10 protein-coding genes are annotated in these 12,846 nt (G+C 70.0%); 4 read left to right on the top strand and 6 right to left on the bottom strand.

The genetic code is table 11. The annotated features are described in order from the left end of the window. Positions 1–21: 21 nt before the first annotated feature. From AB0C35_RS33945 to AB0C35_RS33935, 3 genes are all read right to left on the bottom strand, one after another. Positions 22–687: a response regulator transcription factor gene (locus AB0C35_RS33945; RefSeq protein WP_358465182.1), complete on the bottom strand. Its 666-nt coding sequence runs from the start codon at positions 685–687 to the stop codon at positions 22–24. Positions 688–703: 16 nt separating this feature from the next. Further along, positions 704–1,843, bottom strand: coding sequence for a histidine kinase (locus AB0C35_RS33940; RefSeq protein WP_358465179.1), 1,140 nt, complete (start codon positions 1,841–1,843; stop codon positions 704–706). A 295-nt stretch (positions 1,844–2,138) separates the two neighbouring features. After that, positions 2,139–4,229, bottom strand: a complete 2,091-nt coding sequence (locus AB0C35_RS33935) for a DNA topoisomerase IV subunit B (RefSeq protein ID WP_358465176.1) — start codon at positions 4,227–4,229, stop codon at positions 2,139–2,141. 228 nt (positions 4,230–4,457) lie between these two features. Here AB0C35_RS33935 and AB0C35_RS33930 point away from each other — a divergent pair, with 228 nt between their 5' ends. From AB0C35_RS33930 to AB0C35_RS33920, 3 genes are all read left to right on the top strand, one after another. Next, positions 4,458–5,360 (top strand): ABC transporter ATP-binding protein, encoded by a 903-nt coding sequence (locus AB0C35_RS33930; RefSeq protein ID WP_358465173.1) that lies wholly within the window; start codon positions 4,458–4,460, stop codon positions 5,358–5,360. Next, positions 5,357–6,430, top strand: a complete 1,074-nt coding sequence (locus AB0C35_RS33925; protein WP_358465170.1) for an ABC transporter permease — start codon at positions 5,357–5,359, stop codon at positions 6,428–6,430. Before AB0C35_RS33930 ends, AB0C35_RS33925 begins: the two co-directional genes overlap by 4 nt. A gap of 119 nt (positions 6,431–6,549) precedes the next feature. After that, a complete protein-coding gene (locus AB0C35_RS33920) occupies positions 6,550–6,780 on the top strand; it encodes a hypothetical protein (RefSeq protein WP_358465168.1) in 231 nt (76 codons plus the stop codon). A 113-nt stretch (positions 6,781–6,893) separates the two neighbouring features. Here AB0C35_RS33920 and AB0C35_RS33915 read toward each other — a convergent pair whose 3' ends face one another. Then, complete coding sequence (locus AB0C35_RS33915; RefSeq protein ID WP_358465166.1) at positions 6,894–7,715, bottom strand: GNAT family N-acetyltransferase; 822 nt, start codon at positions 7,713–7,715, stop codon at positions 6,894–6,896. Positions 7,716–7,726: 11 nt separating this feature from the next. On the opposite strand from AB0C35_RS33915, the gene yaaA reads away from it, so the two are divergent. After that, positions 7,727–8,470, top strand: coding sequence for a peroxide stress protein YaaA (gene yaaA, locus AB0C35_RS33910; RefSeq protein ID WP_358465164.1), 744 nt, complete (start codon positions 7,727–7,729; stop codon positions 8,468–8,470). 84 nt (positions 8,471–8,554) lie between these two features. On the opposite strand, the gene AB0C35_RS33905 is transcribed toward yaaA, so the two are convergent. Further along, positions 8,555–10,240 carry an RNA polymerase sigma factor gene (locus tag AB0C35_RS33905; RefSeq protein WP_358465162.1) on the bottom strand — a complete coding sequence of 562 codons (1,686 nt, stop codon included), beginning with the start codon at positions 10,238–10,240 and terminating at the stop codon, positions 8,555–8,557. Positions 10,241–10,492: 252 nt separating this feature from the next. After that, positions 10,493–12,676, bottom strand: coding sequence for a SpoIIE family protein phosphatase (locus AB0C35_RS33900; protein WP_358465159.1), 2,184 nt, complete (start codon positions 12,674–12,676; stop codon positions 10,493–10,495). Positions 12,677–12,846 lie beyond the last annotated feature (170 nt).

The raw sequence follows: 12,846 nt of genomic DNA, 5'->3' as shown, positions 1-12,846 counted from the left end.
GCCGAGTTACGCCGGAGTCGTTCAGCCGGCCAGGCCGTGCCTGAAGGCGTAGGTGACGGCCTGGGCGCGGTCGCGGAGGTTCGCCTTGGCGAACAGGTTGTTGATGTGCGTCTTCACGGTCGCCTCGGAGATGAAAAGGTCACCGGCGATCTCGGTGTTGGAGCGTCCCTGCGCGATCAGGGCGAGCACCTCGGCCTCGCGGCGGGTGAGCCCGTCGGGCAGGGCGCCGGGGGCGGGGGCGGGACGGCGGGGACGCTCGTCCGTCGCGACCGCCTCGACCAGGCGGCGCTGGACGGCCGGGTCGAGCTGGGCCGCTCCCCCGCGGACGGCGTCGACGGCGCGGGCGATCTCGTCGGCGCCGGCGTCCTTGGTGAGATAGCCGCGGGCCCCGGCGCGCAGTGCCGCGAAGATCGACTCGTCGTCGGCATAGGTGGTGAGGACGACGACCTCGACGTCCGGATGGGCCTGTTTGATCCGGCGCGTCGCCTCCACGCCGTCCACGCGCGGCATCCGCAGATCCATCAGGACGACGTCGGGTCTCAGCTCCGCGACCATCGCCACGGCCTGCTCCCCGTCGCCGCACGACCCGGCCACATCGAGGCCGGGCAGCAGTTCGAGCAGGAGCACCAGGCCCTCGCGCACCACGGTCTGGTCGTCGACGACCAGGATCCTCGTCTTCTCGCTCACCGCGTCCCGTCTTCCGTCACACCGGCACTTTGAGGAATACACGGAATCCCGTGCCGTCCGGCCCGGTCATGAGGATCCCATCGATCAACTCGGCGCGTTCGCGCATCCCCACGAGGCCGTACCCGCCGCCGTCCGGCTGCACGATGGTCTCCGTGCCGCCGCTGTCGGTCACTTCGAGTTGGACCTCGTCGTTCAAGTAGCGCAGGGTCACTTGTGCGCGCGCGCCGGGAGCGTGTTTGCGGACGTTCGTCAGGGCCTCCTGCGTTGTGCGAACGACGGCGAGTCCCGCCTGGGGTGACAGTTCGTGCGGTACACCCGTCACCCGAACGTCGCATGGGCGGCCGGTGCTGGCGTAGAACTCCTCGGCCAGTTCGGCGATGACCTCCTTGGGTTCTGGGGTTTCGCCACGCAGCGCGGCCAGCGCGCGTCTGGTCTCCTCCAGGCCCGAGCGGGCGAGGTTCCGCGCGCGCTCTACCCGGTCCAGGGCCTGCACGCGGTCGCCGTCCCGGGAGAGCAGCAGCCTCGCACCCTCCAGGTGGACGATCTGCGCCGACAGGGAATGGGCCAGGATGTCGTGGATCTCCCGTGCGATGTGCGACCGTTCGGCGAGGACGGCGTTGGCGGCCTCCGCGCGGCGGGTCGCCTCCTGCGCGGCGGTGCCCCGGCGGCTCGCCGCGCCGCCCAGGGTGACGCCCATGAAGGCGATCAGCAGGCCGAGGTCGGCGCCGTCGTCCCGGAACAGTTCTCCGACGACGGCCGCCGCGACGATGGTCGCGGCGCTCGCCGCGAATCCCCAGATCAGCGGCAGCCGGGTGAACACCGCCCACAGAGCGATCATGGCGATGACCAAAGCCGCGGCGAAGTCCGGCTCGATCCCGTAGAACGCCACCGAGGCCGCGATGGCGCCCGCCAGCAGGACGATCGATGCCGGCCGCCACCGTGACTCCGCCGTCCGGCCGACACGGATGCCCCCGACCAGGAGGGCGAGCATGACGACGTTCAGGACGGCGATGCCCAGGCCGAGCCCGTGCAGCGCCGGCGGATGCCCGGAGTCGAAGAGGGCGCGCACGTAGGCGAACAGCGCCCATGCCAGCAGGACGCCGACGATGACCGCCGTGGCGTACCGCTCCACGGGCGACGGGCGGCCGCACTTCACGGTAGAACGCCAACCGCTGCGGGACCATGCGGGCTCCGCGCCCGTGATCCGACGACCATGCTCCGGACGGCCATCTTCCGCGCGACCAGGTTCCAGACGACCGGCGTCGCGCCGCAGAAGAAAGGGCGAACGGTCGCCGCGCAGATGACGCCCACCATTCCGGCGGCGGGTGGCGCAGTGTCCAGGGTGTTCATGGTCACCGACACTACGAAGCCGACGGCTCCGCGGGGATCGGCGTCCGGCTGGACATACGTTCTCCACCTCCGGGTGGACGCGCCGCGTCCACCCGGCGGGGTCACACGTCGATGCGTTCGGCGTCGAGTTCGGAGGCGCCGGCGGTGATGAACGCGCGGCGCGGGGCCACGTCGCTGCCCATCAGCAGGTCGAAGACCTTGGCGGCCTCGTCCGCGTCCTCGATGCGGATGCGGCGCAGGATGCGGTGGCGCGGGTCCATGGTGGTCTCCGCGAGCTGATCGGCGTCCATCTCACCGAGGCCCTTGTAACGCTGGACGGGCTCCTTCCAGCGCTGGCCCTTGCGCTCGAACTCCACCAGCTTGCGGGTGAGTTCGCCGTCGCTGTAGCAGTAGACGTACTTCTCCTGGCCCTTCTTCGGCTTGACCAGCTCGATGCGGTGCAGCGGCGGGACGGCCGTGTAGACGCGTCCCTCCTCCAGCATCGGGCGCATGTAGCGGTACAGCAGGGTCAGCAGCAGGGTGCGGATGTGGGAGCCGTCGACGTCCGCGTCCGCCATCAGGATGATCCGCCCGTAGCGGGACGCGTCGATGTCGAAGGTGCGGCCCGAGCCGGCGCCGATCACCTGGATGATCGCGGCGCACTCGGCGTTCTTCAGCATGTCGGCGACGGACGCCTTCTGCACGTTCAGGATCTTGCCGCGGATCGGCAGCAGCGCCTGGAACTCCGAGTCGCGGGCCAGCTTGGCGGTGCCGAGGGCCGAGTCGCCCTCGACGATGAACAGCTCGCTGCGGTCGTCGGCGGTGCGGCAGTCGACGAGCTTGGCCGGGAGGGCTGAGTTCTCCAGGGCGTTCTTGCGGCGCTGGTTGTCGCGCTGGGTGCGGGCGGCGATGCGGGTCTTGGCCGCGCCGACGACCTTCTCCAGGACGGCCCGCAGCGGCTGCTTCTGGCCGCGCGGCGGGTTCTCGAAGATCTCCCGCAGCTCGCGCATGACGACCTGGGAGACGATGCGGGTGGCCGCGGAGGTGCCGAGGACCTCCTTGGTCTGGCCCTCGAACTGCGGCTCGGGCAGCCGGACCGTCACCACGGCGGTGAGGCCCTCCAGCACGTCGTCCTTCAGGACGTCCTCGTCGCCGTTCTTCAGCAGCTTGGTGGCGCGGAGCTGCTCGTTGACGACCTTCAGCACGGCGCGGTCGAAGCCCCGCACGTGCGTGCCGCCCTTCGGAGTGGCGATCACGTTGACGAACGACTTGGTGATGGTGTCGTAGCCGCTGCCCCAGCGCAGCGCGATGTCGACCTCGAGGTCGCGTTCCACGTCGGTGGGCGTCAGGTGGCCCTGGTCGTCCAGGACGGGGACGGTCTCGGTGAAGTGGCCGCGGCCCCGCAGCCGCAGAACGTCGACGAGCGGGGCGTCCTTGGCCAGGTAGGTGCAGAACTCGCCGATGCCGCCGTCGAACCGGAACGTCTCGTCGAGGACCTCTTCGCCGCGCTCGTCGCGGACGTCGATGGTGAGGCCGGGAATGAGGAACGCGGTCTGGCGCATCCGGTCCAGGACGAGGGACTGCTCGACCGTGGCGTCCTTCAGGAAGATCTGCAGGTCGGGCCAGAAGCGGACCCGGGTGCCGGTGACCTTCTTGGCGACCTTGCGGACCTGCCGGACGCCGGACTTCTTCTTGAACCGGGCGTTCGGGCGGCCGTCGTCGGCGAACTCGCCGGGCAGGCCGCGCCGGAAGCTGATCGCGTGGGTGTGCCCGTCGCGGTCGACCTCGACGTCCAGGCGGGCGGACAGCGCGTTGACGACGGACGCGCCGACGCCGTGCAGGCCGCCCGACGCCGTGTAGGACACCCCGCCGAACTTGCCGCCCGCGTGCAGCCGGGTCATGACCAGCTCGACGCCGGCGAGGCCCGTCTTGGGTTCCAGGTCGACCGGGATGCCGCGGCCGTTGTCGGCCACCTCGAAGGACCCGTCGGCGTGCAACAGCACGCTGATGTGGGTGCAGTAGCCGGCGAGGGCCTCGTCGACGCAGTTGTCGACGATCTCCCACAGGCAGTGTGCGAGGCCCCGGCTGTCGGTCGATCCGACGTACATCCCGGGTCGCTTGCGCACGGCCTCCAGGCCCTCCAGCACCGAGAGGTGCCGGGCGGAGTAGCCGTGCGGATCTTCGGTTGTCGCTTCGACGGTCGCGGCGGTCAACGTGCGTGTGCTCCTCGGGGGTAGGACGGTCGGCAGCAGGGTACCCCCGGCCGCCGACAATCCACCGGCAGGCTCGCCGCCGCCGACGTTGCGGCACGTCTGGGCGGCGGACCCGGACGGTTCGCCAGGTTACCCCGGCCCCGGGCCGCCCTGCCCCCGACTTCTGGACCTGAACGTCCACCTTCGGGTGGGTGTGCCGTACTCCGCACCCCGCTTATCGTCCTCCGCATGCCGCAAACGATCGAGGTCACGGGCCTCCGCAAACGCTACGGGGACGTCCAGGCCGTGGACGGGGTGACGTTCGGGGTCGAGGAGGGCGAGTTCTTCGGGATCCTCGGCCCGAACGGAGCCGGGAAGACGACGACGCTGGAGATCATCGAGGGGCTGCGGGAGGCCGACGAGGGGGACGTGTCGATGCTCGGGATGTCGCCGTGGCCGCGGAACCCCCGGCTGCTGCCCCGGATCGGCGTCCAGTTGCAGGCGTCGTCGTTCTTCGAGCGGCTGACCACGCGCGAGCAGCTGCGGACGTTCGGCTCCCTCTACGGCGTCCCCGCCAAGAAGGCCGACGCGATGATGGAGCTGGTCGGGCTTGACGACAAGGCCGACGTCCGGGTCGAGAAGCTCTCGGGCGGCCAGGCGCAGCGCCTGTCCATCGCGTGCGCGCTCGTGCACGGCCCCGAGCTCGTGTTCCTGGACGAGCCGACCGCCGCGCTGGACCCGCAGGCACGCCGCAACCTGTGGGACGTCCTGCGCGAGATCAGCACGGAGGGACGCACGATCGTCCTGACCACGCACTACATGGACGAGGCGGAAATCCTCTGTGACCGCGTCGCCATCATGGACGCGGGCCAGATCCTCCGGCTCGGACCGCCGGCCGTGCTGGTGCGCGGTCTGGACGCCCCGGCCAGGATCAGCGTGCCCAGCGGCGTCCTCGCGGTGGAGGACGCGCGGCTGGTGCCGGGCGCGGACGAAGCCGTCGACGACGGTGTCTCGCTGACCATCTCCACCCGCGACCCATCGGCCGTGGTCGCGGCCATGGCGGCCAAGGACGCGCTCGACGGCGTCCAGATCCGCGGCGCCACCCTTGAGGACGTCTTCCTGGACGTCACCGGACGGGAGTACAGGGCGTGAGCACTTACCAGAGTTTCAAGAGCCTGTCCCGGGCGATGTACCTGGGCTTCCAGCGGGACCGTACCGCGTTGTTCTTCACCGTCCTCTTCCCCTTGATGTTCCTGGTCATCTTCGGAGGGATCTTCAGCGACCAGACGACGTCCAAGGTGGAGGTGCTGACGATCGGCAAGGTGCCGGTGCTGGATCAGGCCGTCGCGCAGGGCGGTGCCGAACTCGGCAAGGTCATGAAGGTCACCAAGGCGTCCGCCCGGGCCGACGCGCTGCGCAAGGTGGAGAAGGGCGACGCGCACGGCGCCGTGGAGCAGCGCGGCGGTGAGCTGGTCGTCCACTACTCGGCGGCGGACCAGGTCAAGTCGGGGACGGTGCGGGCGCTGATGGACTCGATCGTCCAGTCGGCGAACCAGGCGGCCATCGGCAGGCCGCCCGCCTACACGCTGTCCACCGAGCGGGTGGAGGACGACTCCCTCAAGGCCATCCAGTTCTTCACGCCCGCCCTGCTGGGCTGGGCACTGGCGTCGGCGGCCGTCTTCGGGGCCTCCCAGACGCTCGTGACATGGCGGACCAAGGGCATCCTGCGCCGCCTCCAGCTCTCCCCTGCCCCGATACCCACCGTGTTCGCCGCGCGAGTCGCGGTCAGCGTCGCCGTCGCTCTCGTGCAGTTCGCGTTGTTCGTGCTCGTGGCGCAGCTGCCGATGTTCGGGCTCCAGTTGGAGGGCTCCTGGTGGATGGCGATCCCGCTGCTGATCGCGGGCGTCCTCGCCTTCCTGTCGATCGGAATGATCATCGGTGCGTGGGCCAGGTCCCAGGAGACGGCGAACGCGGTGACGCAGCTGATCGTCCTGCCCATGGCGTTCCTGGGCGGCTCGTTCTTCCCGCTCGAAGAGACGCCGGGCTGGATGCAGACGCTGTCGTACATCTTCCCGCTGCGGTACCTGAACGAGGGCATGCTCAATGTGATGAGCCGCGGCCTGGGGCCGACCTCCGCATTGGCCGAAATCGGCATCCTGGCGGGCGTGGCGGTCGCCGGCGCGTTGATCGCGCTGCGCCTGTTCCGCTGGGAGGCCGCCTAATGTGACCTCGGTCACCAATTGGGCCATTCTGCTGTGGGCGTACGAAGAACCAGGTTGGGAACGTCAGCGTCGGGTTAGATGTTGTCCTAAGTACCGACCCCGAGCATGAGGAAGGTGCCGTGACTGGAGCCCTTGCCCCAACCAAGCCGCTGACCGTCGCCGACCGATGCGACCGCTGCGGCGCCCAGGCCTACGTCCGTGCTGTCCTTGTAGGCGGCGGCGACCTTCTGTTCTGCGCCCACCACGGGCGCAAGTACGCAGAGGCGCTCCGCTCTAACGGGGCGGACATTCAGGACGAGTCCGATCGGCTCATCGAAACCCCGGCGACCGCTGCGTCCGAGGAGCGGTAAACCTCTATATAGCAGGAGCCTTGATCGGCGGTCACCGGAGACGGTGGCCGCCGTTCACATTCCACCCCTTCGGCTCCCAACGGAGCCAATTGGACACGACTTCATAGAGTGATCTATTGGTTACTCAGAGTATCTCCCGGGTGACGCGGCTCACCATTCCTCCTCGCCCCGCCCGGCGAAGTGACATTCTTCACTCGGTAGTGGTAGCCGCTGAACTGCGTGAATCCCTCGGCCTCGTACATCGCCCGCGCCGTCGCGTTCCGTTCGACGACGACCAGGTAGGCCCGCTCGCACCCCTGTTCACGTCCCCAGCCGAGCAGGGCGTGCAGGACGCGTCGTCCAAGGCCCCGCCTGCGCGCCTCAGGTGCGACGGCCATCGCGTAGACACCGAGCCACTCCCCCTGGGGCACACCGCGTCCGACGGCGACGCCGTCCAGTGACGCGTACCCCGCCGGTACTCCGGTGAGGATCTTCTCCGCCATCGGCAGCTGATGCTCGTACCGGCCGTCCACCGACCACCACACGTCGAGCCACTCCCGGGACGGCGCGTCCATGATCTCCACGCCATCACGCTCGTACGGGCCGGCGATGTCCTTGACCATGGCGAGGGTCGGGTCGACCAGGGCGTAGCCTCGCTCCCCCAGGAACGCGTCCAGCCCTTCCGGCCGCGTCTGCGGGCCCAGCGAGAACACGGTCGCCAGACCCATCGCGGTGTAGAAGCCCTCCGCCTGCTCGACCGCCAGTGCCACGTCCCCAGGGATCTCCAGAGGCAGGACGGAGTTGGCGCGCTTGGTGACCCCGTCGGCATGCCGGAGCACCCAGCCGCCAATATCCTGGGTGGACGGCGCGGGCCATGCCGCGGCGACCAGCTCGTCGAGATCCAGCTCCGGGCACCGCGTCATCACTCGTACCGACTTCCGGGTCTGCCGCGCCATCGAGGGGGAACGTGCACATCCTGCTGCCACCGTCGGAGAAGAAGGCTACCGACGGGGACGGTCCTCCCCTCGACCTGGCCTCACTGAGCTTCCCGGGGCTCACCCCAGTGCGCAAACGCGTTCTGGCGGGCCTGGCCCGGGTGTGCCGCCGGAAGGACGCGCCGAGCATCCTCGGCCTGCCCCCAGGGCAGACCGAAGAGGCGCTGGCCCGTAACAGGGCGCTGCGGGAAGCCCCCACGCTCCCGGTCGCGCGGCTCTACACCGGCGTCCTCTACGACAACCTGGACCTCTCCGACCTGGATGCGGCGGCCGCCGCCGAGCAGGTCATCGTCTTCTCGGGGCTGTGGGGCGCGCTGAGGCTCACCGACCGCGTCCCGCCTTACCGGCTGGCCATGGCGGTGTCGCTGCCGCCTGCGGGCCGCCTGGGGACGTTCTGGCGGCCGGCGATGCGCGAGGCCCTCCGGCTGGACGACGGCCTGATCGTCGACATGCGCTCCGGACCGTACGCGTCCGTCTGGAAGGCGCCGCAGCCCGCCGTGGCCGTGCGGGTCTTCCGGGAGCGGCTCGTCGGCGGCGCCCCGAAACGGTCCGTGGTGAGTCACATGGCCAAGGCGACCCGCGGGAAGATCGCGCACGACCTGCTCAAGGCCGGCGCCGCGCCGCGGACCCCGGACGAGCTTCTGAAGGCCGTCGCCGGCCTCGGTCACACCGTCGAGCTGAACGGCCCGAACCTCGACGTCATCCTGCACGACTGAGACGACGGCACGGCCGGAACACGAAACGGGGCCCCGCCGGTGAGATGGGGCCCCGTTACGTGGTTCGGGTGGTTCGGGTGACGGTCAGTCGAGGTAGTCGCGCAGGACCTGGGACCGCGACGGGTGACGCAGCTTCGACATGGTCTTGGACTCGATCTGCCGGATGCGCTCACGGGTCACCCCGTACACCTTGCCGATCTCGTCCAGGGTCTTCGGCTGGCCGTCGGTCAGGCCGAACCGCATCGACACCACGCCCGCCTCACGCTCGCTGAGCGTGTCCAGGACGGAGTGGAGCTGCTCCTGCAGAAGCGTGAAGCTGACCGCGTCGGCCGGGACGATGGCCTCGGAGTCCTCGATGAGGTCGCCGAACTCGCTGTCGCCGTCCTCGCCGAGCGGTGTGTGCAGCGAGATCGGCTCACGGCCGTACTTCTGGACCTCGACGACCTTCTCCGGGGTCATGTCGAGTTCCTTGGCCAGCTCCTCCGGGGTGGGCTCGCGGCCCAGGTCCTGGAGCATCTGCCGCTGCACGCGCGCCAGCTTGTTGATGACCTCGACCATGTGCACCGGGATGCGGATGGTGCGGGCCTGGTCGGCCATCGCGCGGGTGATCGCCTGCCGGATCCACCAGGTGGCGTACGTCGAGAACTTGTAGCCCTTGGTGTAGTCGAACTTCTCGACCGCGCGGATCAGGCCGAGGTTGCCCTCCTGGATCAGGTCCAGGAACAGCATCCCGCGTCCGGTGTAGCGCTTGGCCAGCGACACGACCAGCCGCAGGTTCGCCTCCAGCAGGTGGTTCTTCGCGCGGCGGCCGTCCTCGGCGATCCACTCGAAGTCCTCGTTGTCCTCCTCGGACATCGCGGGCCCGTCGGCGGCGAGGCGCTCCTCGGCGAAGAGCCCGGCCTCGATGCGCTTGGCGAGCTCCACCTCCTGCTCGGCGTTCAGCAGGGGGACCTTGCCGATCTGCTTGAGGTAGTCCTTGACCGGGTCGGCGGTGGCTCCGGCGGCCGCGATCTGCTGCGCGGGGGCGTCCTCGTCGTCGTCGCCGAGGGTGAAACCCTCCTCCTCGGCGGCGGGCGCGGGGCCCTCCGCGGCCTGCTTGCCGGCGGGGACCGCCTTGGGCGCGGGCGCGGCCGGGGCCTCGTCGTCCTCGCTCTCGGGCGCCGCCTCGGCGACGTCGGCCGTTTCGGGCTCCAGTTCGACGTCCAGGACGGTGAGGTCCTCGAGATCGACGTCCACCTCGTCGTCGAGCTCGGGGTCGTCGCCCGCCTTCTTGGCCGGCTTGACCGGGGCCGCCTTGGCCGCCTGCACGGCGCCCTTCTTGGCGGGCGCGGCCTTCTTGGACTTGGCGCCCTTGGCGGGCGCGGCCTTCTTGGGCGGCGCGGGCTTCGGCGGCGCGGGCTTGGCGGCGGCCGGGCGCGGCTCGGCGGCGGGCTCCTCGGGAACCGCGTCGTCGCCGACGACGGCGGTCACCGTGTCGGGCTGCTCCTTGGCCGCCGCGGCGGTCCTGGGCCTGCGCGCCGGCGGCGTCCCGCGCTTGCGGGGACGCTTGGGCGCCGCGGAGTCGGCAGCGCTCACCATGACGGTCACACCCTCCTTGCTGAGGCTCCGCAGAATGCTGGAGGCCTTCGACACGGGGATGTCGGCCTCCTCGAACGTACGTCGTACGTCGTCGGCTTCGAGGTAACCCTGGGACCGTCCACGCTCGATCAGTTGCGCGATGACGTGATCGTGCAGATCTGACGCTTTCGAGGTCGAGCTAGCAGGCGACACAAATACCTCTCGAACGAACGTGTGGCTTGGTTGACCCAAGTGCCCTGACGGGCCCGGCCTCACACTGGGTGGGACCACACACAGAGGACCTCCCGGTGCGGGACCGCAGCGTACCCGCTATCTCTGGGTCAAGCATTCTGGCACTGCTGCGCATTCCGCCTGTGAAGTCCTACCCGGTAACTCTCCACCTTAGAGGGCGCGGGACGGTCCTTCGTACGTGTCAGGCCGTCTTCGTGCCGTCTCCGGCGGGCCTCACACGGGTTTGGGCGGGACGTGCAGGGCAAGCACGGTCACATCGTCTACCTGCTCGTACCCGGCAAGCATCCGATCGACCAGGAAGTCGACGAGTCTCTCGGGATCTCCTACCACTTCAGGTGGGGCGTCCGCCGCCACGGCGACAAGCTCCTCAAGCCCGGCGTCCACCCCACGCCTACGGTTCTCCACAAGTCCATCGGAATAGAACACCACAGTGTTGCCGGTCTCGATGGAAAAACTTGTCTGCTGTCGCTGGCTCGGCCAGCCGAGCGGCGTTCCCGGCTCCCGCGTGCTGACGCGCGCGGGCGCGTCCGGCGAGATCAGCAGGGGTGGCGGGTGCCCCGCGTTGCTGAACTCACCGAGCCCGGTCTCCGGGTCGATGACCACGTACGCGACCGTGGTGAACTGCTCCTCGTCCTCGGTGGCGCTGAACAGCCGGTCGAGGCCGGCCAGGACCGCGGCGGGGCGCGGGTCGTTCAGCGCCAGCGCGCGCAGGGCGTTGCGGACGCGTCCCATTCCGGCCGCGGCGAGGACCCCCTTGCCCATGACGTCCCCGACCGCCACGGCGAGTCGGTCATCGGCCAGGCGGAACACGTCGTACCAGTCGCCGCCGACCTGGACGTGACGTGTCGCCGGGTTGTAGCGGGCCGCCAGCACCATGCCGGGGAGCTGCGGGAGGTCGCTGGGCAGGAGGCTGCGCTGGAGTTCCTCGGCGGTCTTGTGCTCGCGCTCGAAGAGCAGGGCCCGCTCGACGGCCAGGGCGCACTGGCCTGCGAGCGCCTCCAGGAAGACGCGCTCCTCCTCGGTGATCTCCCTGGGCCGGGTGAACGAGAAGCGGAGCGCACCGATCGGGGCGCCCGCAGCCAGGAGCGGAAGGCCGACCCAGGCGCGTTCTTCGGTGTGCTGGGCGAAAAGATCCTTCTCGCCGTGCCCCAGCTGCAGGCGGAGGCTGTCGGGATGCTCGGCCAGGAACGGACGGCTCTCGCGCACCGCCACCGACATCACGGTCTGGTCACTGACCTTGATGTCGTCGCGGGAGACGGGGCCGGTCTCGCCTTCGGCGCCGGGCTGGGACGGCGCCACGATGCTGAGGCGCAGCTTGTCGTCGTCCAGGAGCGCCACGGCGGAGTAGTCGGCGCCGATGGCCGACCGTCCCACTTCGGTGATGACCTGGACGACCTGGGAGACGGTCAGGGCCTCGGCCAGCATCGATGTGGCCTGCTGCAGGCGCGCGGTGCGCAGCGCGGCCGCCGACAGCTGCTCGGTCAGCCGCCCCCGCATCTCCTCGGCCTCGCGCTGCCCGGTGACGTCGGTGTTGGCGCCGACCCACTCGATGACCGCGTCGCCCTGCCAGATGGGCACGGCCCGTACGTCGAAGTGCCGGTAGGTGCCGCTCTTGGTGCGGATCCTGTAGTTGGTCTCGAAGACCCGGTTCTCTTCGACGCATTCACCCCAGGCGGCCTCGATCCGGGGACGGTCCTCGGGGTGCACCACCGACAGCCATCCGCCGACCGCGTAGTCGTCGGGCGTCTGGCCGGTGATCGCACGCCATTCGGGCGCGTCGTCGATCACGCCGCCCACGGGGGCGGCGACCCACACCACCTGGGCGCTGGCCTCCACGAGCGAGCGGTAGCGCTGCTCCTTGCGGCGGATGACCTCCTCGGCCCTGCGCCGCTCGGTCACGTCCAGCGCGGTCAGGACGACGCCCAGGCGCTCACCGTCGCCGTCCCTGGCGGGCAGCCATGTGCAGGCCAGGATCCGCTCCTCGATCGCCGTGGCCACGCCCGCGGCGTCGCCGGACGCCCCAGGCGGAACGGGTGGAGCAGGCGGAGCGGGCGGGCCGGGCGTGCCGGACGACTCACCGGCCGGGACGACCAGATCGAAGTCGGTCAGCGGGCGGTCTTCGGCGAGAACCTTGCGCAGGGCCGTCTCGAACGCCGTCGCCAGCGGCTCGGGCAGGACCTCGGACGGTCTGCCCCGCTGCAGATCACCCACGGGGACGCCCAGAAGCGCCGCGAGCGCGTCATTGGCCCTGCGGCAACGCAGGTCACGGTCGAAGAACGCCAGCCCACCGGGGGCTTCCGTCAGCAAAGTCGCGTACAGCGCGGCGTCGGACGCATCCATGGGCTGCCCCTCCACCCCTGAGACGCGAGGATGCGGAACGGACGTCTCGGTGCTCATGGACAACACCTCCGCCCCAGAGGGTCCCGTACCGCGCGGCTAGTTTTCATCACTATGAGTGAATGGGAGCAGGCTAGCGCTCCCGCCTCCATCACAACACCGATCGGAGTCAGGTACTCATCATCCCGATGGTTCGTCGCGTACGGAACCCCTGATGAACATCCTCGTTC

The organism is Spirillospora sp. NPDC048819, from assembly GCF_040650055.1.
GTDB lineage: Bacteria > Actinomycetota > Actinomycetes > Streptosporangiales > Streptosporangiaceae > Spirillospora.
Note: the sequence above shows the minus strand (reverse complement) of the source record. Positions and strands in the feature narration are given on the sequence as shown.

Excerpts from the sequence above, each read along its gene's own strand:
- AB0C35_RS33930 (WP_358465173.1), top strand. The coding sequence starts at position 4,458 with ATGCCGCAAACGATCGAGGTCACGGGCCTCCGCAAACGCTACGGGGAC.
- AB0C35_RS33900 (WP_358465159.1), bottom strand. The coding sequence starts at position 12,676 with ATGAGCACCGAGACGTCCGTTCCGCATCCTCGCGTCTCAGGGGTGGAG.
- AB0C35_RS33915 (WP_358465166.1), bottom strand. The coding sequence starts at position 7,715 with ATGGCGCGGCAGACCCGGAAGTCGGTACGAGTGATGACGCGGTGCCCG.